16 protein-coding genes are annotated in these 24,020 nt (G+C 74.7%); 9 read left to right on the top strand and 7 right to left on the bottom strand.

All coding sequences use genetic code 11. The features are described 5' to 3' along the window. Positions 1-38: 38 nt before the first annotated feature. Together NHH00_RS13790 and NHH00_RS13795 are read right to left on the bottom strand one after the other, a co-directional pair. The gene (locus NHH00_RS13790; RefSeq protein WP_253053066.1) at positions 39-1,751 is read right to left on the bottom strand and encodes an N-acyl-D-amino-acid deacylase family protein; all 1,713 of its coding nucleotides are present in this window, start codon (positions 1,749-1,751) and stop codon (positions 39-41) included. After that, positions 1,748-3,580 (bottom strand): beta-N-acetylhexosaminidase, encoded by a 1,833-nt coding sequence (locus NHH00_RS13795; RefSeq protein ID WP_253053068.1) that lies wholly within the window; start codon positions 3,578-3,580, stop codon positions 1,748-1,750. Before NHH00_RS13795 ends, NHH00_RS13790 begins: the two co-directional genes overlap by 4 nt. A gap of 275 nt (positions 3,581-3,855) precedes the next feature. Here NHH00_RS13795 and NHH00_RS13800 point away from each other — a divergent pair, with 275 nt between their 5' ends. The 5 genes from NHH00_RS13800 to NHH00_RS13820 all read left to right on the top strand — a co-directional run bounded on the left by NHH00_RS13800 (position 3,856) and on the right by NHH00_RS13820 (position 10,793). Then, positions 3,856-4,887 (top strand): LacI family DNA-binding transcriptional regulator, encoded by a 1,032-nt coding sequence (locus NHH00_RS13800; RefSeq protein WP_253053070.1) that lies wholly within the window; start codon positions 3,856-3,858, stop codon positions 4,885-4,887. Positions 4,888-5,379: 492 nt separating this feature from the next. After that, the gene (locus NHH00_RS13805) at positions 5,380-7,074 is read left to right on the top strand and encodes a glycoside hydrolase family 13 protein (protein WP_253053693.1); all 1,695 of its coding nucleotides are present in this window, start codon (positions 5,380-5,382) and stop codon (positions 7,072-7,074) included. A 123-nt stretch (positions 7,075-7,197) separates the two neighbouring features. Next, positions 7,198-8,598 (top strand): ABC transporter substrate-binding protein, encoded by a 1,401-nt coding sequence (locus tag NHH00_RS13810; RefSeq protein ID WP_253053072.1) that lies wholly within the window; start codon positions 7,198-7,200, stop codon positions 8,596-8,598. Positions 8,599-8,757: 159 nt separating this feature from the next. Beyond that, positions 8,758-9,723 (top strand): carbohydrate ABC transporter permease, encoded by a 966-nt coding sequence (locus NHH00_RS13815; protein ID WP_374615002.1) that lies wholly within the window; start codon positions 8,758-8,760, stop codon positions 9,721-9,723. Further along, the gene (locus NHH00_RS13820) at positions 9,720-10,793 is read left to right on the top strand and encodes a carbohydrate ABC transporter permease (protein ID WP_253053074.1); all 1,074 of its coding nucleotides are present in this window, start codon (positions 9,720-9,722) and stop codon (positions 10,791-10,793) included. Before NHH00_RS13815 ends, NHH00_RS13820 begins: the two co-directional genes overlap by 4 nt. 115 nt (positions 10,794-10,908) lie before the next feature. Here the strand turns inward: NHH00_RS13820 and NHH00_RS13825 are convergent, their stop codons facing one another. After that, positions 10,909-11,940 (bottom strand): DUF2804 domain-containing protein, encoded by a 1,032-nt coding sequence (locus tag NHH00_RS13825; protein ID WP_253053076.1) that lies wholly within the window; start codon positions 11,938-11,940, stop codon positions 10,909-10,911. 204 nt (positions 11,941-12,144) lie between these two features. Between NHH00_RS13825 and NHH00_RS13830 the strand changes: the two genes are divergently transcribed. Together NHH00_RS13830 and hemQ are read left to right on the top strand one after the other, a co-directional pair. After that, complete coding sequence (locus tag NHH00_RS13830) at positions 12,145-13,374, top strand: ferrochelatase (RefSeq protein ID WP_253053078.1); 1,230 nt, start codon at positions 12,145-12,147, stop codon at positions 13,372-13,374. 43 nt (positions 13,375-13,417) lie between these two features. Further along, entirely contained in the window at positions 13,418-14,152 is a 735-nt protein-coding gene (hemQ, locus tag NHH00_RS13835; protein ID WP_253053080.1) for a hydrogen peroxide-dependent heme synthase, read from the top strand. 121 nt (positions 14,153-14,273) lie between these two features. On the opposite strand, the gene NHH00_RS13840 is transcribed toward hemQ, so the two are convergent. Next, positions 14,274-16,151 carry a M48 family metallopeptidase gene (locus NHH00_RS13840; protein WP_253053082.1) on the bottom strand — a complete coding sequence of 626 codons (1,878 nt, stop codon included), beginning with the start codon at positions 16,149-16,151 and terminating at the stop codon, positions 14,274-14,276. 138 nt (positions 16,152-16,289) lie between these two features. Here NHH00_RS13840 and NHH00_RS13845 point away from each other — a divergent pair, with 138 nt between their 5' ends. Further along, on the top strand, positions 16,290-17,120 hold the full coding sequence (locus NHH00_RS13845) for a tryptophan-rich sensory protein (RefSeq protein WP_253053084.1): 831 nt from the start codon (positions 16,290-16,292) through the stop codon (positions 17,118-17,120). Between the two features lie 84 nt (positions 17,121-17,204). Here the strand turns inward: NHH00_RS13845 and NHH00_RS13850 are convergent, their stop codons facing one another. The 3 genes from NHH00_RS13850 to NHH00_RS13860 all read right to left on the bottom strand — a co-directional run bounded on the left by NHH00_RS13850 (position 17,205) and on the right by NHH00_RS13860 (position 20,312). Further along, on the bottom strand, positions 17,205-18,533 hold the full coding sequence (locus NHH00_RS13850; protein ID WP_374615006.1) for a Glu/Leu/Phe/Val family dehydrogenase: 1,329 nt from the start codon (positions 18,531-18,533) through the stop codon (positions 17,205-17,207). 86 nt (positions 18,534-18,619) lie between these two features. Then, positions 18,620-19,426: an aldo/keto reductase gene (locus NHH00_RS13855; protein ID WP_253053085.1), complete on the bottom strand. Its 807-nt coding sequence runs from the start codon at positions 19,424-19,426 to the stop codon at positions 18,620-18,622. 136 nt (positions 19,427-19,562) lie between these two features. Continuing rightward, positions 19,563-20,312 carry a helix-turn-helix transcriptional regulator gene (locus tag NHH00_RS13860; RefSeq protein ID WP_253053087.1) on the bottom strand — a complete coding sequence of 250 codons (750 nt, stop codon included), beginning with the start codon at positions 20,310-20,312 and terminating at the stop codon, positions 19,563-19,565. A gap of 53 nt (positions 20,313-20,365) precedes the next feature. Here NHH00_RS13860 and NHH00_RS13865 point away from each other — a divergent pair, with 53 nt between their 5' ends. Then, complete coding sequence (locus tag NHH00_RS13865) at positions 20,366-23,998, top strand: bifunctional proline dehydrogenase/L-glutamate gamma-semialdehyde dehydrogenase (protein WP_253053089.1); 3,633 nt, start codon at positions 20,366-20,368, stop codon at positions 23,996-23,998. The last annotated feature ends 22 nt before the right edge of the window (positions 23,999-24,020 follow it).

Consider the following 24,020-nt stretch of genomic DNA (forward strand, 5'->3'; position numbering starts at 1 on the left):
GAGTGGGGCTCTCGTGCTGGACGGGGCGGGCAGGCGGGTCACGCCGACCGCACGCCGGTGCCCGGACGCAGCGGCCGGCCCGGCAGGGCGGTGGTGAGCGAGCCGTCGCGCAGGACGGGCACGCCCGCGACGAGCACGTCGTCCACGCCGGACGCCGGGCGGCGTGGTTCTTCGTAGGTCGCTTCGTCGCGCACCCGGTCGGGGTCGACGAGGGCGAGGTCCGCGACCGCGCCGGGCGCCACCGTGCCGCGCCCGGCGAGGGCGAACCGTGCGGCGGGTCGGGTGGACAGGTGCGTGACGGCGTCGTGCCAGGTCCAGTCCCCGAGCGTACGCACGTGCTCGGCGAGGAAGCGCGCGAAGGCGCCCCAGCCGCGCGGGTGGGGTCGGCCGCCGCCTGCGACGGGCGCGTAGATCGCGTCGGACCCGCCGACGTGCGCCGGGTGGCGTAGCAGGGCGCGCACGGAGTCGGGTGAGTTGGTCGGGGGTTGGGCGAACACGCACGAGGCGCGCAGGCGGGTCGCGACGAGCAGGTGCACGGCGGCGTCGGCGGGGGTCAGGCCCAGGTGGGCGGCGACGTCGGGCAGGGTCATGCCCTCGGTCCAGGTCAGGTCCTCGGCGGGTCGGGCGTCGGGGGCTCCGGCGGCGGTGCCGGTGGGGACGGCGGCCATGGTGATGCGGGGCCACAGGTCGGTCAGGGTGGGGAAGTGCTCGCGGTGCAGGCGGTCCAGGATGGCGGGGTCGGTCAGGGCGGTCACGGTCGCGTCGACGTCGGCGACGGGCAGCCAGGTGGGCAGGGACACCATGGACAGGATGGAGCAGCCGCGCAGGTAGGGGTAGGAGTCGAAGGTGACGTCCAGGCCTTGGGCGTGGGCGTCCTCGACGTACCCGAGCAGCTCGGCGGCGGGGCCGTGGTAGTGCGAGACGTGGGTCGCGACGCCCGTCGCGCGCGCGAGGCGCACGAGCTCGGCGAACGCGGGCCCGGCTTTGTCTTCGTAGCCGCGCATGTGCGACACGTGGGGGAGGCCGCGGGCGGCGAGGATGCTGGTGAGGGCGACGAGCTCGGTCTCGTCGGCGTACGTGGCCGGGACGTACTCCAGGCCGGTCGACATCCCGAGGGCGCCGTCGTCGAGCGCGGTGGTGAGCAGGGCGTGCATGCGGTCGGTCTCGGCGGGCGTCGCGGGGCGGGCCGCGGGGCCCAGGACCGCGTAGCGGATCGTGCCGTGCGGGGCGAGGTAGCCGACGTTGACCCGGGTCGTGCGGTCGTAGGTCGCGAGGAGGTCGGCGACGGACCCGCCGCGGAAGGTGGGGTGGGTGCCGTTGATCGCGGCGAAGTACCCGCTCGCCCAGGCCGCGGCGTCGTGCAGGCCCGACGCCGTCTCGGCGCCCGGACCGCGTGCCTCGCCCGGGCCGCGGGCCTCGCCCGGGCCGCGGGCCTGGCCCGGGGCGGGCGAGGGCGCGTAGGACACCCCGTCCTGCCCGACCACGACGCTCGTCACGCCCTGACGCAGCATCGCGAGCTGCACGTCCTCGTCCAGGACCGCGGCCTCGCCGTGCACGTGCGCGTCCACGAACCCCGGCAGCACCAGCCGCCCGCCCGCGTCGAGCACCACCACATCCTCGGGCAACGCCCGCGCCCCGGCCGCAGGGCCGACGCTCTCGACCCGGCCCCCACGGACCGTCACGTCCACCGGAGAGGAGGCACCGCCGTCGGACCCGACCAGCCGGGCGCCACGGACCACGAGCGCGCTCACGCGGGGCCTCCCTCGTCCTCGTCGCGGCCCTCGACCCAGCCGCCCACACCGCGCAGGCCGCCCGCGGCGAGCTCGGCCGCGCGGTCGCGCGGCCAACCCGCGACGCCCGGGCGAGTCTGCCACGGGTGCGGCCCGTCGAGCGGGCGGTACTCCACGCCGGCCGCGTCGAGGCGCGGCAGGTGATGCGTCACCAGTCGCTCGCGGAACGCGCGCGACGCGGGCGAGCCGGGGGACCGGTCGGCCTCGGGTGACCACATGACCTCCGCGAACGCCGCGAGGCGCGGGAACGCGGCGTAGTCGACCCGGCGGGCGGAGTCGAGGTGCTCGGACCAGAGCTCGGCCTGGCCGCCGAGCAGGGCGCCCGGCCGGTCGCCGCTCCCGTGGGGCTCCGAGTCCGCTCGCGAGCCGGCGAGCTCCGACGGCAGCGGCTCGAACGCGTACACGTCGTCGAGGGTCGTGAGGAAGCCGACGGGCACCGGCTCGTCCGGGGTGTCGCCGCCGCGGTGGTCGAGGTAGACGACCTGCTCCGGGGCCATGACGACGTCGTGGCCCGCGGCGAGCGCGTCCGCCCCGACCGCCCAGCCGCGCCACGACGTCACGACCACGTCGCGCGGGAGCGCGGGGCCGAACGCCTCGTCCCACACGACCGCGCGGCGCCCGCGCGACGCGACGTGCTCCGCGAGCCGAGCGAGGAACCAGCCGTGCAGCCCGCCGACGTCGTCGAGGCCGAGCGCCTCGGCGCGCGCCACGATCGTGGGGTTCTCGCGCCACAGCGTCGTCGGCACCTCGTCGCCGCCGATCGCGACGAACGGCGCGTCGAACACCTCGAGCACCTCGTCGAGCACGTGCCGGAAGAACGTCAGCGACTCCTCGGACGGGTCGAGCACCTCTGTGCTCACCCCCCACGTGGTGCGGACCTCGTGCGGCTGCTTGCGCGTGCCGAGCTCCGGGTACGCCGCCACGGCGGCCTCGACGTGACCCGGGGCGTCGATCTCCGGCACGACCGTCACGCCGCGCTCGCGCGCGTACGCGACGATCTCGCGCAGGTCGTCCTGCGTGTAGAAGCCGCCGTGCGGGCGGCCGTCGAAGACACCGGCGCGCCACGTGCCGACGCCCGACTCGCTGCGCCACGCCCCGACCTCGGTGAGCCGGGGGTAGCGCGCGATCTCCATGCGCCAGCCCTGGTCGTCGGTGAGGTGGAGCTGCAGCACGTTGAGCCGGTGCGCGGCGGCGAGGTCGACGAACCGCAGGACGTCGGCCGTGGGCAGGAAGTGGCGCGCGACGTCGAGCAGCACGCCGCGCCAGGGGAACCGGGGGTGGTCGGCGATCGTGACGTGCGGGAGGGCGAGCGTCGGCGTGGCCGCGGCGTCGGCCGGGGCGCGGCGGAACGCGCCCGGGCCGGCGAGCTGGCGGAGCGTCTGCGCGGCGGCGTGGGCGCCGTCGAGGTCGCCGGCGTCCACGCGGACCCCGGCGGCGTCGACCGTGAGGCGGTAGCCCGACGGCGGCAGGTCGCCGTCGAGCCCGAACCTCACCACGGGAGGGGCGTCGGAGGACGCTGGTGCCGTGCGGTCGACCGGGAGCGGGGTCGGGGGCCCGACGGGGAGAGGGGTCGAGGGACCGGCCGGCACGAGATCGAGGCCGAAGGCGTCCTCGGTCGTACGGCGCCACCAGCGGGCGGCGGCGCGCAGCGCCGGGTCCGCGACGACCCGCGTCCCGTCGAGGATCGCCGTCGTCCCTGCGCCGGGCGTCAGCGCCACCGGAGCAGGGAGGATCCCGAAGGGGTCCGTGATGGGCTCGGGGCGTGGCGCGGGCACCTTTTGAAAGGACACCGAACGAGCCTAGCCGCAACCCCCGTCGACTCCCCACCCCTCACCCCCACCCGCGCCGCCCCCACCCCCGTCCCGTCCCGACCACGCCCCGACCACGCCCCGACCCCGCGCCGAGCACGACATGGCGGTCGGTATGAGCGCCAGAACGACCGTCATGTCGTGTTCGGCAGAGGCGTGGGGCGGCGGGGAGCCGCGCGAACCGTCTTGACGCAAGCGTGCGTTCGGGTGGGCCGGAATCACGCAAGCGGCTTGCAATGGCGCGTATAGTCGACGGCATGTCGAGACGTCTGGCGGAGGTCGCCACCAAGGTCGGTGTCAGCGAGGCCACGGTGAGCCGCGTGCTCAACGGGAAGCCCGGCGTGTCGCAGGCGACGCGCGACGCGGTGCTCACCGCGCTCGACGTGCTCGGCTACGAGCGGCCGACCAAGCTGCGCGGCGAGCGCGGGCGCCTCGTGGGGCTCGTGCTCCCCGAGCTCGTCAACCCGATCTTCCCGGCGTTCGCCGAGGTCATCGGCGGCGCGCTCGCGCAGCAGGGCTTCACCCCGGTGCTGTGCACGCGGACCGCGGGCGGCGTGACGGAGGCCGAGTACATCGACCTGCTCCTGGGGCAGCACGTGTCGGGCGTGATCTTCGCGGGCGGCTTCTACGCCGAGCGCCTGGCCGACCACGCGCACTTCCGCCGCCTCGAGAAGCTCGGCCTGCCGGTGGTGCTCATGAACGCCTCGATCGAGGACCTCGACTTCCCCCGCGTCTCGTGCGACGACCTCGTCGCGATGAACCAGGCGCTCGGCCACGTGCTCTCGCTCGGCCACGAGAAGGTCGGCCTGCTGCTCGGGCCGGCGGACCACGTGCCGTCCGAGCGCAAGCTCGCCGCGGCGCAGGCGTTCGCCGAGCGGCAGGGCCACGTGCTCGACCCGGCGCTCGTCGTGCACAGCCAGTACTCGCTCGAGAGCGGGCAGGCCGCGGCGAACCGGCTGCTCGAGGCCGGCGCGACGGCGATCGTCTGCGCGAGCGACCCGCTCGCCCTCGGCGCCGTCCGCGCGGTGCGGCGCGCGGGTCTCGACGTGCCGAGCGACGTCTCCGTCGTCGGCTACGACGACTCGAACCTCATGAACTCCACCGACCCGGCGCTGACGACGGTCCGCCAGCCCATCGAGCCGATGGGCCGGGCCGCCGTCGACCTGCTCGCGAGCATGATCGCCGGCGCCGACGTCTCGCGCGACGAGCTCCTGTTCGAGCCCGAGCTCGTCGTGCGCGGCTCGACCGCCGCCGCGCACGCCGCCGGCCGCGAGGCCACCTCCTCCTAGCCTGCACCCCACCCCTCCAGGGCCTCGGCCCGGCCGCTCGCGCGCCGGCCCGGGGCCCTCGTCGTCGTGCCCTCGCGTCGACGTCGAACCCGGGATCTCTCCTGACCCGTGCTCGTGCGTGGGGAGAGAGCCCGGGTTCGGCGCCGGCGGGACGCGTCGTCGGCGCGGGCGGGCTCCCGCGAGGAGGGCTTCGCAAGCGGGCGTAGGTCTCTCGACGTCGAGAGATAGCGTTTCGATAACGGTGCTGTCAGATTCTTGCGCGCATCCTGTCGTCTAGTTACAGTCGTCCACGACGGCGCGGTCGGGCACCCGGTGCACGACGGCCGTCCCGGGGACCCACCCGGTCGGAACGGACGCAGTGCGCAGCAGCTGGCGAAGGCACGGACCCACGGACGTGCAGCCCACGAACTCACGGAAGAGGACGCGGTGAGCAACGATCACCCCCGAGTCGCCGACGGCGAACCCATCCCCGACGCGACCCTCGCGCAGGCGGTGCGGGAGCCGGGGGCGGCGTCGCCCGACTGGTGGCGCAGCGCCGTGATCTACCAGGTGTACGTGCGCAGCTTCGCGGACGGGAACGGCGACGGCACGGGCGACCTCGCGGGTGTCCGCCAGCACCTCACCTACCTGCGCGACCTCGGCGTCGACGCGATCTGGTTCACCCCCTGGTACGTGTCGCCGCTCGCCGACGGCGGCTACGACGTCGCGGACTACCGCGCGATCGACCCCCAGTTCGGCTCGCTCGCCGAGGCGGAGCAGCTCATCGCGGAGGCGCGCGAGCTCGGCATCCGCACGATCATCGACGTCGTCCCCAACCACGTCTCGTCCGAGCACGAGTGGTTCAAGGCCGCCCTCGCCGCCGGCCCCGGGTCGCCCGAGCGCGAGCGCTTCTGGTTCCACCCGGGCAAGGGCGAGGACGGGTCCCAGATCCCGACGCGCTGGGTCTCGGAGTTCCAGGGCAGCACGTGGACGCGCACGACGAACCCCGACGGCACGCCCGGCGAGTGGTACCTGCACGTGTTCGCGCCCGAGCAGCCGGACCTCAACTGGAACCACCCCGACGTGCGCCGCGAGCACGAGGACATCCTGCGGTTCTGGTTCGACCGCGGCGCCGCGGGCATCCGCATCGACTCGGCGGCCCAGCTCGTCAAGGACCCGGCGCTGCCCGAGGTCCCGGCCCACCCCGGCCCGGGCGAGCACCCGCACGTCGACCGCGACGAGCTCCACGACATCTACCGCGGCTGGCGCGCCGTCGCGGACTCCTACGAGGAGCCCCGCGTGCTCGTGGGCGAGGTGTGGCTCGCGGACCGTGCCCGGTTCGCCCAGTACCTGCGCCCGGACGAGATGCACACGGCGTTCAACTTCGACTTCATGGCCCGCCCGTGGGACGCGAAGGCGCTGCGCGAGTCCGTGCAGACGACGCTCGACGCGCACGCCCCGGTCGCGGCGCCCGCGACGTGGGTGCTCTCGAACCACGACGTCACGCGCCCGGTGACGCGGTACGGCCGCGAGGACAGCTCGTTCGCGTTCGCGACCAAGCGCTTCGGCACGCCGACGGACCTGGAGACCGGGCGCCGTCGGGCCCGCGCCGCCGCGCTGCTCTCCGCCGCGCTGCCCGGCTCGCTCTACCTCTACCAGGGCGACGAGCTCGGGCTTCCCGAGGTCGAGGACCTGCCGCTCGACGCGATCCAGGACCCCATGCACTTCCGCTCCGACGGCGTCGACCCCGGCCGCGACGGCTGCCGCGTCCCGCTCCCGTGGACGCGCGGCGGCACGAGCAACGGGTTCGGGCCCGACGGCGGCGCGCGGCCCTGGCTGCCCCAGCCCGCGGGCTGGGGGGAGCTCTCGGTCGAGGCGCAGGCCGACGACGAGACGTCGATGCTCGCGCTCTACCGCCGCGTCCTCGCGACGCGGCGCGCCGAGCCCGCACTGCACGGCGAGGCGTTCCGCTGGCTCGACTCCCTGGGCGGGGTCGCGCTCGGCGACGACGTGCTCGCGTTCGTCCGCGAGGACACCCGCGGTGACGACGACCGCGCGGTCACGTGCGTCGTCAACCTCGGGGCCGAGGACGTGCCGCTGCCCGCGGACGCCGAGGTCCTCCTCCACAGCGGCACCTCGCACGGGGCGGACGTGTCGGAGCCACCGACGCGCCTCGCCCCCGACACCGCGGTCTGGCTGCGCGCATGACACCGCGCACGGGCCGGCACGCGGCCTGACCGCCACCAGTCCCCGGGCCGCGAGCCGGTCGGCCCGGACACCCAGCACCCACCCAGCACACCCAACCAGCACCACCGGAACACAGGAGTGACGATGAAGTCCACACGTCAGGCGATCGCCTTCACCCTCGCGGGGGCGCTCGCGATCAGCACGCTCGCCGCGTGCTCGAGCGGCGGCTCGGGCAGCGACGACGAGAGCAGCGGCTCGGACGGCGACGGGAAGGTCACCCTCAAGGTGGTCTCCCTCCTCCCGGGCTCCGAGCAGGAGGCGATCGACGCCTTCAACGCGCAGGTCGAGGAGTTCGAGGCCGCGAACCCGGACATCGACATCGTGCCGGAGGAGTACGAGTGGAAGGCGACGACGTTCGCCCCCCAGCTCGCCGGCGGCACGCTGCCCGACGTCTTCGAGATCCCGTTCACCGACGCGAAGACGCTCGTCGAGAACGGCCAGCTCGCCGACCTCGACGAGCAGTTCCGCACCCTGCCCTACGCCGACAAGTTCAACCCGGCGATCATCGAGGCCGGGACGGGCGCCGACGGCCACGTCTACGCGATCCCCGCGAAGAACGTCTACGGCGTGGGCCTGCACTACAACCGCGCGCTCTTCGAGTCGGCCGGGCTCGACCCCGACCAGCCGCCGACCACGTGGGACGAGGTCCGCGAGGACGCGAAGAAGATCGCGGACGCCAACCCCGGCGTCGCGGGCTACATGCAGATGTCGCAGAACAACACGGGTGGCTGGCAGCTCACGGTCAACACGTTCGCGCGCGGTGGCCGCACGCAGGAGGTCGCGGAGGACGGGACCGCCACCTCCACGCTCACCAACGACGGCACCAAGGAAGCGCTCGAGTGGCTCAAGGCCATGCGCTGGGAGGACAACTCCCTCGGGAGCAACTTCCTCCTCGACTGGGGCACGATGAACCAGGCGTTCGCCGCCGGCCAGGTCGCCATGTACACGTCGGGCTCCGACGTCTTCACGTCGCTCGTCCAGACGAACGCGGTCGACCCCGCCACCTACGGCCTCGCGGCGCTCCCGCTCGAGGGCGACGACGCGGGCGTCCTCACGGGCGGCACGCTCGCCGCGATGCCGGCCAACGTGGACGAGTCCAAGAAGGAGGCCGCGATCAAGTGGATCGACTTCTTCTACCTCGCCAAGCTCGTCGACGAGAAGCGCGCGGTCGCCGACGCCGAGACGCTCGTCGCGAACGACCAGCCCGTGGGCACCCCGGTCCTGCCGATGTTCTCCCAGGAGCAGTACGAGCAGAACCAGGAGTGGATCAAGGACTACATCAACGTCCCGCTCGACCAGATGACGAGCTACACGGACACGATGTTCGACCTGCCGCTCGTCGGTGAGCCGTCGCAGAAGACGCAGGAGATCTACGCGCTGCTCGACCCGGTCGTCCAGGCCGTCCTGACGGACGAGAACGCCGACGTGGACGCGCTGCTGGAGCAGGCGAACACCGAGGCGCAGGCCCTGCTCGACCAGGGCTGACGCCCCGCGGTCTCACGGTCCGTACGGGCCGCGCGACCCGCAGACCCGGGTCGGCCGGCAGCGCCCCCTGCCGGCCGACCCGAACCCCGCCGGTGCCCGACGGCGCGACGCACCTCGCGTCGTCGGGCACCTCCCCACCGCACCGAAGGACGTTCGCCCGTGACCGCCACCACCGCCCCGCCGCGACGGGGACCCGCCTCCCACGCGCGGGCCGACCGCGACGGCCGACGCCGCAGCCCCGTGACGTGGTTCCGTGGCGGCGGCCTGAGCAACCTCGTGTTCCTGCTGCCGCTCATCCTGATCTTCGGCGTCTTCTCGTGGTTCCCCATCGTGCGCGCGGTGATCATGAGCTTCCAGGAGACGAACCTCGTGAGCGACCCGACGTTCGTCGGGCTCGACAACTTCCGTCAGGTGCTGAACGACCCGCTCCTGTGGAAGGCCGTGAAGAACACGCTGTACTTCGCGTTCCTCGCGCTCCTGTTCGGGTACCCGATCCCGCTGATCGCGGCCGTCCTCATGCGCGAGGTCCGCCGGGCGCGCGGGCTGTACTCCGCGCTCGCCTACCTGCCGGTCGTCGTGCCGCCGGTCGTCGCCGTGCTGCTGTGGAAGTTCTTCTACAACGGCAGCCCGACGGGCGTGTTCAACACGATCCTCGGCTGGGTCGGCCTCGGCCCGTACCCGTGGCTCCAGGACGCCTCGACGGCCATGCCGTCGCTGGTGCTCGCCGCCACGTGGGCCGGCGCGGGCGGGACGATCATCATCTACCTCGCCGCCCTGACGAGCGTGCCGCCCGAGCTCTACGACGCCTCCGAGGTGGACGGCGCGGGGCTGTGGCGCAAGATCTGGCACGTCACGCTCCCGGCCCTGCGCGGCGTCCTGTTCATCACGCTGATCCTCCAGGTCATCGGGACCGCGCAGGTGTTCCTCGAGCCCTACCTGTTCACGGGCGGCGGGCCGAACAACGCGACCCTGACGATCCTGCTGCTCATCTACCGCTACGCCTTCCAGAACAGCCTCGGCGGCGACTACGGGGCCGCGACCGCGCTGTCGATCATGCTCGCGGCCGTCCTCGCGGTCTTCTCGATCCTCTACTTCCGGCTCACCCGGTCCTGGAGCACGTCATGACTCTCTCGCCCACCGACAACCCGAGCGAGATCGGCGTCGTCTCGCAGGACTCCGCGGCGTCGGCCGACAGCACGCCGGCGGTCCCGACGGACGGCACGGGCACGGCCCGACGCGCCGCCGAGGCGAGCCGCTCCCGGCGCGAGTCCGAGCGCCGCAGGGTGCGCGCCCGCCGTCGCAAGGCGCTCGACGGCGTCGAGGACCGTGGCGCGCTCTCCGAGGCGGACTGGCGCCGCCCGTCGATCCGGTGGGGGATGGGCAGCACGCACGTGCTGCTGCTCGTGATCCTCGTGGTCGCCGGGCTCGGCCCGATGCTGCTGCTCGCCAAGTACGCCGTCACGCCGACCCAGGACATCCTGCGCACCCCGATGGCGATCTTCCCGAACGGCATCGCGTGGGACAACCTCGACAAGGCGTGGAACGACGTCCAGGTCAGCCGGTACTTCCTCAACACGATCTGGCTCGCGGTCGGGTCGTGGGCGTCGCAGATCCTCGTCGCGACGACGGGCGGCTACGCGCTGTCCGTCCTGCGGCCGAAGTACGGGAAGGTCGTCCAGGCGCTCGTCCTGTCGACCATGTTCGTCCCCGCGATCGTGCTGCTCGTCCCGCTGTACCTGACGATCCTCGACCCGCCGCTGCTGGGCCGGTCGCTCATCAACAGCTTCTGGGCCGTGTGGCTCCCGGCGGGTGCGAGCGCGTTCAACGTGCTGCTGGTCCAGCGGTTCTTCGACAGCCTCCCGCGCGAGGTGTTCGAGGCCGCCCGCATGGACGGCGCCGGGCCGTACCGGCTGTTCTGGTCGATCGTGCTGCCGATGTCCAAGCCGATCATCGGCGTGGTCTCGGTCTTCGCGGTCATCGCGGCGTGGAAGGACTTCCTCTGGCCGCTGCTGGTCCTCAAGGACCCGGCGATCCAGCCGCTGTCCGTGCGCCTGCCGTCCATCGAGGCGTCGACCGACCTCGGCGTGTTCCTCGCGGCCCTCGCGATCTCGACGCTCATCCCGGTGGGCCTGTTCCTCGTCTTCCAGCGCATGTTCCTCCAGGGCGCCGGCCTGGGCGGAGCGGTCAAGGGCTGACCTTCGGCCCGCTGCCGAACACGACTTCGGTGTCGTCGTCCGAGGGATGACGACACCGAAGTCGTTCTCGACCGAGAGCAGGGTCGTCGGGGGAGCGGGGCCCGACGGCGGGTTGTCACCAGCGGTTGTGGACCTCCTCGGCCCAGCCGACGAGGCCGTCGAACCGCACCGGCTCCGGTGCGGCGTCGCCGTCGGTCCCCGCGGCGGGTGGCGTGAACGTGCCGGACCAGTGGCCGAAGCACTGGTCGGTCGACGACGACACGACGCCGAGGTGCGTCCTTGTGACCTTCGTGTGGAAGGGCTCGAACGTCGCGTCGAGCCCGCCGCCGGTGACCCGCCACGGCCGGTGCGGGTCGCCGAGGTCGTAGTCCCACGCGAGCTCGTCGGGGAGGTGCTGGATCCGCCCGTCGACGAGGACCGCGTTCTCGGTCGACCCCGTGCCGACGGTCCACCGTCCGCCCACCTGGATCCCGACGACCCGCCCGTGGCTCTCGCCCGAGCCCGCGCCCCAGTTCCACCGGACGTCGTACGGCCAGCGCCCGCGGCCGTGGTCGAGGACGGCCCACGACGACCCGGCGGGAACGTCGACCGTCCGGCCGTCGACCCACAGCGTGCCGTGCGCCGGGCGGGCGACGTCCTTGACCGTGTACTGGAAGCGCGAGTCGCTCCACGGCACGACGACGGCGAGCCGCTCGTGCCCGGGCGGCAGCTCGGCGACGACGTCGAACGAGACGTCGCGGGTCCGCGCCCGCAGGCGCGTCCCGCCGTCGACCTCGTCGAGGTCGATCGCGAGGTTCTTCGCCCGTGCGCGGGCGGGACCGTCGCCGAGCGAGCCGGGCAGCTCGACGCCGCGCGCGGGCACGACGGTCGCGCCCGCGCCCCACGTGCGGCCGGACTCCCGGTCCAGTGCCCAGACCTCGTGCACCGCCGCGTAGTCGAGCGAGGACACCGTCAGCGAGAGCACGTGCGTCGGGGTGACGACGCCCCAGTACTCCCAGCGCTTGTTCCGGCCCGCATGGCGGCGGCCGTCCCGCGCGACGCCGGACGTGTCGACGAGCGGCCGGCGCGCCCAGCCGATCGAGCGGCGGTCGAGCAGGCCGTCGGGCAGGGTGAGCGGCACGCGCTCGGTGATCTCCGGGAGCGGCACCGCTCCACCTCCACGTCGTCCGGCTCGGGCGATCCTGCGCGGCGGGCGACGGTGCCCGGTGCCCGGCCCGAGGAGCGAGCGAGGCCGAGTCTAGGGGGCCGGGCGAGGTGACCGGACGAGGTGACACTCTGTCCCGTCAATGTCACGTCCCTCCGGTCCGCTTCCGGGCGGGCGGGGGTCGGAGCAGGTGCCATGATCGGGAGCATGCCCCCGTTCTCCCCCCAGGACGTCGCTGCCGACACGGGCCGGGCCGCCGCGCCCGCTGCGTCCGCCAGCGCCCCCACGAGCGACGTCGACCCCGGTCCCACCCCCGACCTGCGCCCCTACGACGCCCTGCTGCTCTACTCGTTCGGCGGGCCCAACAAGCCCGAGGACGTCGTGCCGTTCCTGCGCAACGTCACCGCGGGCAAGGGCATCCCGGACTCGCGCCTCGAGGAGGTCGGCGAGCACTACTACGGCTTCGGCGGCAAGAGTCCGATCAACGAGCAGAACCTCGCGCTCAAGGCGGCGCTCGAGGCCGAGCTCGCGCGCCGCGGCGTCGACCTGCCGGTCGTGTGGGGCAACCGCAACTGGGAGCCGTACACCACCGACGCGATCGACGAGCTCGAGGCGCTGGGCGCGAAGAACGCGGTCGCGCTCGTGACGTCGGCGTACTCGTCGTACTCCGGGTGCCGTCAGTACCGCGAGGACCTCGCGGTCGTGCTCGACGGGCGCGGCCAGCTCGGCCCCGACGGCTCGACGGGCGTGCAGTTCGACAAGGTGCGCTCCTACTTCAACCACCCCGGCTTCGCGCAGGCGAACGTCGACGCCGTCCTCGACGGCTACGCGGCGCTCGCGGCCAAGGGCGGCGACGGCGCCGCCGCGCGCCTCGTGTTCGTCACGCACTCCATCCCGGACACGATGGAGGCCGCGTCGCGCGTCTCGCACGCGACGTACTCGGAGCAGCACCTCGACCTCGCGCGCGTGATCGCCGCCGAGGTGTCGGCGCGCCTCGGGCACGACGTCGCGTGGGACCTCGCGTACTGCTCGCGCTCGGGGCCGCCGAGCCAGCCGTGGCTCGAGCCCGACGTCAACGACCACCTGGAGGCCCTCGCGCAGGACGGCGTCCGCGACGTCGTGCTCTCGCCGATCGGCTTCGTGTCGGACCACATGGAGGTCGCGTACGACCTCGACACCGAGGCGATGGAGACGGCGACCGGGCTCGGGATGACCGCGGTCCGTGCCGGGACCGTCGGCACGCGCGAGCCGTTCGTGCGCGGGCTGGTCGACCTGCTCGTCGAGCGCGCGGCCCTCGCGCGCGGCGAGGCCGTCGAGGAGGCCACCGTCGGCGACCTCCCGGCGTTCCGGTCGGTGTGCGCGCCGGGCTGCTGCCTGCGTCGCGACGGCGAGCCGAGCGGCGTCCCCGCGCTGTGCAGCACGGACATCCACAGCTGAGCCACCGCGGCGAAGATCCCGCACCGACCAGGGAGGAACCCCGATGAACGACGCCGCGCGCGTCCCCGCGGACCACGAGCAGATCAACACCACCATCCGCTACGCGATGTGGTCCGTCTTCGCGACGGCGGCGCCCCTGCCCGCCGACGCCGACGAGCGGGCGGGCCTCGTGGCCGACGCGCTGACCGCCGTCGGCGGCGGTGACGACCCGTCCGCGACGGACGGCGACCTCGTCGTGCGCGGCTGGTACGACGTCGCGGGCCTGCGCTCGGACGCCGACCTCATGGTGTGGTGGCACGGCCCGACGATCGAGTCCGTCCAGGGCGCCTACCAGCGCCTGCGCGCGAGCGGCCTCGGGGCGCACCTGGAGCCGGTGTGGTCGAACGCGGCGCTGCACCGCCCGGCCGAGTTCAACCGCGGCCACGTGCCCGCGTTCCTCGCGGGGGAGGCGCCGCGCGACTACCTCAGCGTGTACCCGTTCGTGCGCTCCTACGACTGGTACCTCCTGCCCGATGCCGAGCGCCGCACCATGCTGCGCGACCACGGCCTCGCGGCGAAGGACTACCCGGAGGTGCGCGCCAACACGGTCGCGTCGTTCGCGCTCGGCGACTACGAGTGGATCCTCGCGTTCGAGGCCGACGAGCTGCACCGGATCGTCGACCTCATGCGCGAGCTGCGCGCCACGGAGGCCCGCCGCCACGTGCGCGAGGAGGTCCCGTTCTTCACGGGCCCGCGCACGACGCTCACGGCCTGGGCCGACCGCCAGCCCCTGTCCTGACCCCACGGCGCCGAGCACGACATGAGGGTCGTCATCCCGTGGATGACGACCCTCATGTCGTGCTCGACGGCGCGTAGGGGTCGTTCTCGGCGTGGCCGCGGGGCGCAGGCGTTCCTGGGGGTCAGCCCGCGGGGACGGTGTTCGGCTCGCCCTCGCGGACGTAGGGCGCGACGTGCGCGACGAGCGCCTCGTCGCTGTCCTTGGTGAGCCGCTCGCCCGACCACGTCTCGTGGAGCGTGAGGGTCGTGCCGTCGTGCAGCGCCAGGTCGACGCGCGCAGGCGTGACCTTGCGGATCGCGGCCGCGGCGATCTGCTCGTAGGGCACGTACCGGTACCGCGCGGCGAGGTCGGCGACGGGCGCCGAGCGCAGGAGCTCCACGAGGCGTGCCTTGCCGCCCTCCGTCTTCTTGGGGCAGGGCGCCAGGATCAGCCCCACGTCCAGCACCAGGACGTCGTGGTACGTCCCGTCCACCTTGACGTTCGCGAGTCCGCCGACGACGTCGCCGCCGTGCGCGGTCGCCTGCGCGGTCTGCTGGACCGCGCCCGCGACGTCGATGCCGAGGGCGTCGAGCCGGGCGCGGGCCTCCGCGGTGGTCGCGGGGTCGGCCGCGAGGCGCGCGACCTCCGCCAGGTCCAGGACGGTGCCGTCGGGCGTCTCGAGCGTCGCCGGTCCCGTCCACGACGCGCGCCACCGGGCCGCGCCGGACCGGACGGCGGCCGCCGCGAGGGCCGAGGAGATCGCCCCCGTGATCGCGTCCCGGGCCTCCTCGGCGGGGGCGCCGGGGACGATGTCGCGCGCGATCGCGTCGAGGCGGCCGGTGCCCAGCAGGTCGAGCAGGGTCGCCAGGTCACCCTGCGGGCGACCGGCCGCGCGACCCACCGCGCGGTAGAGCGTGTCCGCGGTGCGCTGGTCGTGGATCGGCATCGCCGCCGCGACGAGCGCGTCCCACGGGAGCTGCGCCCGCGTCCCGAACGCGACCTCCTCGACCGCGACGCGCTCGGCCCACGTCGGGAAGCCCGGGACGAGGGCGGTGGCGCGCCGCTCGTCCGTGGCGACCGTGCCGCCGTCGGGCATGGTGTCCATCGCGGCGACGCGCCGCGCGATCGACGGGTGCGTGTCCCACGCGGACTGCTCGGCGGGCGCGTCGTCGGACCGGAGCTCGGCGAGGTCGCCGGCCCTGCCGCGCAGGAGCTCGTCGAAACCGCCGAAGACGCCCGCCGGCGTCGGGGCGAGGCCGTGCTCCCAGCCGAGCCCGACGTACTGGCTGGTGTAGAAGCCCCACGCGGCGTCGATCACCGGGACCTCGCGCAGCGCCGCCTGGGCGGTCGCGCGGCCCGCGACGCGCACGGACAGCTCGTCGGCCTCGAGCTCCTGGCGGCGGCTGACCGCTGCCGACACGAGGACGTAGAGCTTCGCGTACTGCTTGAGCAGCCAGCCGACGACGTTCCCCTGGAGCTGCCCGACCGTCGCCATGATCGCCTCACGGCCCCGGTAGGCGAGCGGGCCGAGGCGCGTGTGCGAGCGGGAGTAGTGGCCGAGCTCGTGCGCGAGGACCGAGCGGAGCTGCGCGGCGGTCAGGCCCTGCAGCAGCGGGACGCCCAGGTACAGGCGGCGCGTCCCGCCGACGAGACCGAGCAGGCGCGTGTCCTCGCTGACGGCGGCGTTGACGTCGGCGACGAGCCGGATCTCGTCGGGGGCGCGCGTGTCCGCGACCTGCGCGAGCTCGCGGACGGCGGCCCAGAGCTCGGGCGCGTCGCGCTCGGCGAGCGGCACCCCGCCCGGTCCCTGCTTCTCCGCCCTGGCGACGCGCACGAGCGCGACGACGAGGCCTGCCGCGACGACGATCGTGAAGAACCCGAGCTTCGCGGCACCACCGCTCGCGTGCTCCGAGAAAGCCCACACGGTCGCCGCGCCGAGGCCGACGACGGCGCCGAGCGCGAGGACGTAGAACCCGACGAGGAGGAGGACCGACAGCGCGGCGCGCAGGGTCGTGGTCATGGGCGTGCCTCTCACGATGCGCCGCACCCGCGCGGCGGTCTGGCGCCGGAGCATAGTGGCCCGTGTGCCCGGGGCACCAGTTCCGTCCGCCGGCCCCTCCCCGGATGCTCAGCATGCTGATCGATGCGACGGTGGAGCATGACCACCGCAGCCGTCCCGGCGGGCGCCGTCCCCGCGCCCGCGCCCTCCGACCGCGTCCGTCAGGTCGTCGTCCTCGTCGGCTCGCTCGTCGCCGCCGGTGCCGCGGCCTACGGCGCGGGCGCGTTCGGCGGCACGGCCGTCGAGCAGACCGCCGGAGGCGCGCTGTCCTCGACCGCGACGCCCGTGGCGCCCGACAACCCGGCGTTCCGCATCTGGTCCGTGATCTACCTCGGGCTCTTCGCGTTCGCGGTCTACCAGGCGCTGCCGCGGCAGGCGACCAGCCCGCGCCTGCGCGCGACCGCGTGGTGGGTCCTCGTCTCCATGGTCCTCAACGCCGCGTGGATCGGCGTCGTGCAGGCCGGGTGGATCCCGTTCAGCGTCGTCGTCATCGCGGCGCTGCTCGCGGTCGACGCGGTGGTCGTCGTGCGGCTCGTGCGCCGGCGGCCCGAGTCGACCGCGCAGGCCGTCGTCCTCGACGGGACGACGGGCCTGTACACCGGCTGGGTGAGCGTCGCGACGCTCGCGAACGTCGCCGCGGCGCTCGCGGACGCGGGCGTCGGCGAGCTCGGCCTCGGCGCGACGGGCTGGTCCGTCGTGCTCGTCGTCCTCGCCGCGGCGCTGTCGGTCGCGTGGGCGGCGTTCGCCGCCGGGCGTCGCGCGGTCGCCCTCGGCATCGGCCTCGCGATGTCGTGGGGTCTCGCGTGGATCGCCGTCGGGCGCTTCCAGGGCGAGCTCGTGGACGCCACCGTGGCCTGGGCGGCCGTCGGCGCGTCCGCGGTCGCGCTCGTCGCCGCGGTCGTCGCGGCGACCCGCCCGGCGCGCGCCTGATCACCCGCCGAGCACGGGATCCGCGACCGGATCGAGCCCAGGACGGTCGCGGAGACCGTGCTCGGCGGGGCCGAGCGTCGCGGGTCAGGGGTAGAGGCCGCGGATCTGGTGCGCCTCCGCCACACGCTGGACGCCGATGACGATCGCGGCGTCCCGCAGGCTCAGCTCCTCGCGGCGCGCGAGGGTCGCGACCTCCTCGTACGCGTGGAGCATGCGGTGCTCGAGCTTCTCGCCGATCTCCTCCGCGGTCCACCAGTACGCCTGGTTGGCCTGCACCCACTCGAAGTAGGACACGACGACGCCGCCCGCGTTCGCGAGCACGTCCGGCACGACCGTCACGCCGTTCTTGGTGAGGACACGGTCGCCCTCCGCGGTCGTCGGACCGTTCGCGCCCTCGACGACCCACCGGGCGCGCACGGTGCGCGCGGTGTCGCCGTCGAGCACGCCCTCGACCGCGGCGGGGACGAGCACGTCGACGTCGAGCGCGAGCAGCGCGTCGTTGTCGACCGGGTCGGCGCGGTCGAACCCCACCACGCTGCCGGTCGCGGCGACGTGCTCGAGCAGCCCGCGCACGTCCAGCCCGTCCGGGTCGTACACGCCCCCGTACTGGTCGGACACCGCGACGACGCGCGCCCCGCGGGCCGCGAAGATCGCGGCGGCGTGCGACCCGACCTTGCCGAAGCCCTGGATCGCGACGCTCACGTCGGACAGCGGCACGCCCGCCTCGTCGAGCGCCGCGGCGGTGACGTGCACGACCCCCGCGCTGGTCGCCGTCGTGCGGCCGAGCGACCCGCCCACGGTGATCGGCTTGCCGGTCACGACGGCCGGGATCGTGTAGCCCTGGTTCACCGAGTAGGTGTCCATGACCCAGGCCATGGTCTGCTCGCTCGTGCCCATGTCGGGCGCCATGATGTCCCGCTCCGGGCCGATGACCGGCATGATCTCCGACGTGTAGCGGCGCGTGACGCGCTCGAGCTCGGCCTCGGAGTAGCAGCGCGGGTCGATCGCGACGCCGCCCTTCGCCCCGCCGTACGGCAGGTCGACGAGGGCGCACTTCCACGTCATCCACATGGCGAGCGCGCGCACCTCGTCGATGTCGACGCTCGGGGAGTAGCGCAGCCCGCCCTTGCCGGGGCCGCGCGAGACGTTGTGCTGCACGCGGTAGCCGTGGAAGAGGACGGTGCGGCCGTCGTCGCGCCGCAGCGGGACGGCGACGTTCACCTCGCGCCGCGGCGTCGCGAGCATCTCGTGCAGGCCCTCGTCGTAGCCGAGGAACCCGACCGCGCCGGCGAGCTGCGCGTGCGCGGTGTCGAGGGCGGACGCGGGGGCGTGCTGCGGGGTCGTGCTGGGGGTGGGGTCGTGCGGGGTGGGTTCGCCGCTCGTGAGGGTGGGCGGCACGGACGTCGTCGTCACGGTTCCTCCGGTTCGAGGTTCTCCTCGGTGCCGCGGGGGTGTGCGGCACCGAGGGTCACGCTACCCCCGGCGCGGGCGCTCGCCGCTCACGCGCCCCGGTGGTGCCCGAGCGCGTCGATCGCCGCGAGCTCGTCCGCCGTGAGCCTGAACCCGGTCACCTGGAAGTTCGCCTCGATGCGCTCCGGCGTCACCGACTTGGGGATGACGACGAACCCGTGGTCGAGGTGCCAGCGCAGCACGACTTGCGTGGGCGTGACGCCGTGCGCCGCGGCCACCTCCGCGAGGACCGGCGCGTCGAGGTCGGTGCGCTTGAACGGGCTGTACCCCTCGAGCACGACGCCGCGCTGCGCGAGCTCGTGCGCGAGGCGGTGGTCGTAGTCGGCGGGGCTCCAGGGGATCTGGTCGACGGCGGGTGCCTCACCGACCTGCTCCGAGACGACGTCGACCTGCTCGACCGAGTAGTTGCTCACCCCGATCGACCGGGCCTTGCCCTCGTTCCGCAGCTCGACGAACCGCTCCCACACCCACGGCGACGCCTCGCCCGCCGGCGGCCAGTGGATGAGCCACAGGTCCACGTGGTCCGTGCCGAGGTCGCGCAGCGACGCCTCGAGCGTCTCGCGCTCGCGCCCCGCGGCGTCCGGCGGGAGCTTGGTCGTGACGAACACGTCGTCGCGGTCCACGGCCGAGTCGGCGAGCGCGCGCCCGACCTGCGCCTCGTTGCCGTAGCCCGTCGCCGTGTCGACGTGCCGGTAGCCCACGTCGAGCGCGTGGCGCACGGCGCGGTACGCGTCGTCGCCCTCGGACTGCCACGTCCCGAGCCCGAGCAGCGGCATCGCCCCGCCGGGCAGGTCGACGGTCGGGACAGGGCCGGGGGAGGAGCTGGAGGAGGTCATGCCGCCAGTCTCCGTGCCCGACGCCGCCGCGCGCCACCGCGCGGCCCCCACCGGGTCCTCGCCGAGCCCTGGATCTCTCCCCAGGACTGGCAGGCGGTGAGGAGAGAACCAGGGTTCGGCGGCAGGGCGCGGGCGGTCAGCGGCGCGTGCGGCGGCGGTACTGGGCCGGGGTCTCGCCTGCCAGGCGCGCGAACGTGCGGGTGAACGACGGCTGGTCGTAGAAGCCGCTCTCGGCCGCGACCTCACCGATCGAGACCGTGGTCCCCGCGAGCAGGCGCGTCGCGTGGTCGACCCGGGTGCGCAGGACGAGCTGGCGCGGCGTCACGCCGTACACGCGCCGCACCCGCCGGTCGAGCACCGCGGGCGTGCACCCGGCCGCCTCGGCGAGCCGCGCCGTCGTCCAGCGCGCCCCGAGGTCCGCCTCGACCGCGGCGACGAGCGCGGCGAGGGAGTCCATCGTCGCGTCGTCCGCCGCGCCCGCGCGCAGGTCGTGCGAGACCGAGACGATCCCCACGAGGTGACCGGCGTCGTCGTGCACGGGGAGCTTGGACGTGAGGAACCAGCCCGACGTGCCGCCGAGGCGCCGGATGCGCTCGAGCTCGCCGCGCAGCGCGCGCCCGCGCAGCACCTCGGCGTCCTGCTGCTCGTAGCGCTCGGCGAGCTGCGCGACGAACAGGTCGCGCGCGCGTCGGCCCAGCACCGCGCGGCGCGAGCGCTCGTTCGTCCGCGCGACGAACACCGGGTTGACCGCGACGTACCGGCCCGTGACGTCCTTGGCGCAGAACATCGTGTCCGGCAGCTCGTCCATGAGCGCGACCATGGCGGGGCTGAGCGCTCGGAGCAGCGCCGCGCCCTCGGGCCACGGTTTGTCGCGGACGGGTGCCATGTCGCCCCGGATCGTACAAGACGAGTCACCGCGACCCGAGGCACCCTGGAGGGATGAGCAACGACGCGCCTGCCCGGCCGCTCCCCACCCCCGGAGCCGTCGGCGACACGACCCTCACCTCCCCGGACGACCTCGTCGAGGAGGCCGTCGCGCTGGCCCGCCGCTGGCTCGCCGCCAGCGAGGGAGCGGGCGACGCCCGCGCCCGCAAGACCGCCGAGCGGCTCGGTGCGCTCGTCTCCGACCCCGCGGGCCTCGAGCTCGCGGTCCGGTTCGTCGACGACGTCGCGCGCCCCCAGGACGTGCACGTCGCCGCACGCGCGCTCGGCCGCCTCGGCGAGCTCGCGGGCAGCGCGGGGTCGTTCCTCGGGCCGGTCGACCGGTCCCTCCTGCGCGTCGGGGCGGGCGTCGCGCCGGTGCTGCCGCGCGTCGTCGTCCCGGCCGCGCGGGTGCGCCTGCGCCAGCTCGTGGGCCACCTCGTGGCCGACGCCGGCCGCGGCCTCGGCCCGCACCTCGCCCGGACCCGCGCGGAGGGCTACGCGCTCAACGTCAACCTCCTCGGCGAGGCCGTGCTCGGCGAGGCCGAGGCGGACGCGCGCCTCGAGCGCACGCTCGCGCTCGTGCGGCGTCCCGACGTCGACTACGTGTCGGTCAAGGTGTCGTCCGTCGCGTCGCAGCTCGTCACGTGGGACCTCGACGGGTCGTGCGCGCGCGTCGTCGCGCGGCTCCTGCCGCTGTACCGGGCGGCGCGCGACCACGGCGTCTTCCTCAACCTCGACATGGAGGAGTACAAGGACCTCGCGCTCACGACCGCGGTGTTCCGCGAGATCCTCGCGCACGACGACCTGCACGACCTCGAGGCCGGGATCGTGCTCCAGGCGTACCTGCCCGACGCGCTCGGCGCGGTCGACGGGCTCACCCGGTTCGCGACCGAGCGCGTCGCCGCCAGCGGCGCGCCGATCAAGGTCCGCCTCGTCAAGGGCGCGAACCTCGCGATGGAGGCCGTCGAGGCCGAGCTGCACGGGTGGCCGCAGGCGCCCTACCCCACGAAGCCCGACGTCGACGCGAACTACGTCCGCCTCCTCGACCACGCCCTGCGCGCGCCGCGGACCGACGCCGTCCGCATCGGCGTGGCGAGCCACAACCTCTTCCACGTCGCGCTCGCCGTGCTCCTCGGCCGGGCCCGCGGCGTGAGCCACGCGCTCGACGTCGAGATGCTCCAGGGCATGGCCCCCGGCGAGGCGCGCGCCGTGCGCGACGAGGTCGCGGCCGACCGCGTCGAGTCCGGCCCGCACGCGGGGCGTGGTGGGCGCGTCGTGCTGTACACGCCCGTCGTGCGCGACGAGGACTTCGACGTCGCGATCTCCTACCTCGTGCGCCGCCTCGAGGAGAACGCCGCCGAGCAGAACTTCCTGCACGCCATGTTCGCGCCCGACGGGTCGCCTGCGGGCAGCCCTATGGAGCGCCAGGAGGCCGCGTTCCGCGCGTCCGTGCGCCACGGGGTCCACTACGCGGAGGCCGACGTGACGCCGCGCCGCCGCCCGCGTGCGGACGCCCCGACCGCCGTCGGTCCGCACCAGCCCGCCGAACCCGTGGTCATCGGCCACGATCGCGCCGAACCCGCCCGTAACCCCGGGTTCGGCACCGGGTTCGCGAACGCGGCCGACACCGACCCCGCCGTCGCCGCCTCGCGCGACTGGGCCCGCCACGTCACCGGGACCGGCTCCGGGTACGTCCCCGTCCGCACGCCCGAGCTCACCACGACCGCCCAGGTGGACGACGCCGTCGCGACCGCCGTGCGCGCGACCGCCGCGTGGTCGCAGGTCGCCCCGGCGGCCCGCGCGGCCGCCCTGCGCGCCGTCGCCCGGCGCCTGGAGGAGGCGCGCACCGACCTCGTCGCCGCGATGGTGCACGAGCCCGGCAAGACCGTCGCCGAGGCCGACCCCGAGGTGAGCGAGGCCGTCGACTTCGCGAACTACTACGCCCGGTCGGCCGAGGACCTGGAGCGCGTCCCGGGAGCGCGCTTCGCGCCCGCCGGCGTCACGCTCGTCACCCCGCCCTGGAACTTCCCCGTCGCGATCCCCGTCGGCGGGGTCCTCGCGGCGCTCGCGGCCGGGTCGGCGGTGCTCGCCAAGCCCGCTCCGCCCACGCCGCGCTGCCTCGAGGTCGCCGTCGAGGCGATCCACGCGGGCCTGCGCGACGCCGTCGCAGCCGCGCCGGGGGACTTCGCCGGGCTGGACGCAGGCTCGGTCACCGAGGTCGTGCAGTACGTCCGCGTGCCCGACGACGAGCTCGGCACGCGCCTCGTCACGCACGACGACGTCGCGCGCGTCGTGCTCACGGGCTCGATCGAGACCGCGCAGCTCTTCGCGCGGTGGAAGCCGTCGCGCCCGGTGCTCGCCGAGACGTCGGGCAAGAACGCGCTCGTCGTCACGCCGTCGGCGGACCTCGACCTCGCGGTCGCGGACCTCGTGCGGTCGGCGTTCGGGCACGCGGGGCAGAAGTGCTCGGCCGCGTCGCTCGCGATCCTCGTCGGCTCGGCGGGCGACCCGCGGACCGAGACGGGGCGCCGCGTGCGGCGCCAGCTCGTGGACGCGGTGCGCTCGCTCGCCGTCGGTCCGGCGACCGACGTCGCGACGACCGTGGGCCCGCTCACCGAGCCCGCGTCGGGCAAGCTCTTGCACGCGCTGACGACGCTGGAGCCGGGGGAGTCCTGGCTCGTGCGGCCGCGGCTGCTGGACGGCAGCCCCGACCTGGAGTGGCGCCTCTGGACGCCGGGTCTCAAGGAGGGTGTCGCGCCCGGCTCGCCGTTCCACCTCACCGAGTACTTCGGGCCGGTCCTCGGGATCATGACGGCCGCGACCCTGGACGAGGCGATCGCGCTGCAGAACGCGGTCCCGTTCGGTCTCACGGGCGGCATCCACAGCCTCGACGACGCTGAGGTCGAGCGCTGGCTCGACGCCGTCCAGGTGGGCAACGCCTACGTCAACCGGCACATCACCGGCGCGGTCGTGCAGCGGCAGTCGTTCGGCGGCTGGAAGCAGTCGGCCGTCGGACCGGGCGCCAAGGCGGGCGGCCCGAACTACGTCGCGCAGCTCGGCCGCTGGGCCGACGCGACGGGCGGGGCCGCGGACGAGGGCGCGGGCACGTCGTCGGGCACCAGGGCGCCCGGGCGAGCCGCGCCCGCCGACGCCGCACCGCCCGCCCGCGACGCCGCGCCCGAGGCGTGGCTCACCTGGGCGCAGGCCGACGACACGCGGTGGTGGGAGCAGGAGTTCTCCGTGGCGCACGACCCCTCGGGCCTGCGCGCCGAGTCGAACGTCTTCCGCTACCGGCCGGTGGACGTCCTCACCGTGCGCCCCGGAGCGGACGCGCTCCCCGTCGAGGTCGAGCGGGTCCTGCACGCCGCCCGCACGGCGGGCGTGCCGGCGGTCGTCGTGCCGAGCACGGGCGACGCCGCGGTGAGCGACGAGGAGTTCGCGCGCCGCGTCGCGTCGGGCGCGGTCCGGGGTCGCGTCCGCGTCGTCGGGTCGGCACCCGGGCTGCACGAGGCCGCCGCCGAGCGCGTCGGCGAGGTCACGGTCCTGGACCACCCCGTCGTCGCGAGCGGTCGTCGCGAGCTGCTCACGGTCCTGCACGAGCAGGCCGTCAGCCGCACCACGCACCGCTACGGCCACGTGAAGCGCTGATCCCGGGACCTCGTGGGTGCCG

Origin of the sequence: Cellulosimicrobium cellulans, from assembly GCF_024124905.1 — a bacterium.
GTDB lineage: Bacteria > Actinomycetota > Actinomycetes > Actinomycetales > Cellulomonadaceae > Cellulosimicrobium > Cellulosimicrobium cellulans_G.

What these genes read in the sequence shown, in the direction of transcription:
- NHH00_RS13855 (WP_253053085.1), bottom strand. Translation starts at nt 19,426, where the DNA reads ATGACCTCCTCCAGCTCCTCCCCCGGCCCTGTCCCGACCGTCGACCTG.
- NHH00_RS13840 (WP_253053082.1), bottom strand. Translation starts at nt 16,151, where the DNA reads ATGACCACGACCCTGCGCGCCGCGCTGTCGGTCCTCCTCCTCGTCGGG.
- NHH00_RS13860 (WP_253053087.1), bottom strand. Translation starts at nt 20,312, where the DNA reads ATGGCACCCGTCCGCGACAAACCGTGGCCCGAGGGCGCGGCGCTGCTC.
- NHH00_RS13810 (WP_253053072.1), top strand. Translation starts at nt 7,198, where the DNA reads ATGAAGTCCACACGTCAGGCGATCGCCTTCACCCTCGCGGGGGCGCTC.
- hemQ (WP_253053080.1), top strand. Translation starts at nt 13,418, where the DNA reads ATGAACGACGCCGCGCGCGTCCCCGCGGACCACGAGCAGATCAACACC.
- NHH00_RS13845 (WP_253053084.1), top strand. Translation starts at nt 16,290, where the DNA reads ATGACCACCGCAGCCGTCCCGGCGGGCGCCGTCCCCGCGCCCGCGCCC.
- NHH00_RS13800 (WP_253053070.1), top strand. Translation starts at nt 3,856, where the DNA reads ATGTCGAGACGTCTGGCGGAGGTCGCCACCAAGGTCGGTGTCAGCGAG.
- NHH00_RS13820 (WP_253053074.1), top strand. Translation starts at nt 9,720, where the DNA reads ATGACTCTCTCGCCCACCGACAACCCGAGCGAGATCGGCGTCGTCTCG.
- NHH00_RS13830 (WP_253053078.1), top strand. Translation starts at nt 12,145, where the DNA reads ATGCCCCCGTTCTCCCCCCAGGACGTCGCTGCCGACACGGGCCGGGCC.
- NHH00_RS13865 (WP_253053089.1), top strand. Translation starts at nt 20,366, where the DNA reads ATGAGCAACGACGCGCCTGCCCGGCCGCTCCCCACCCCCGGAGCCGTC.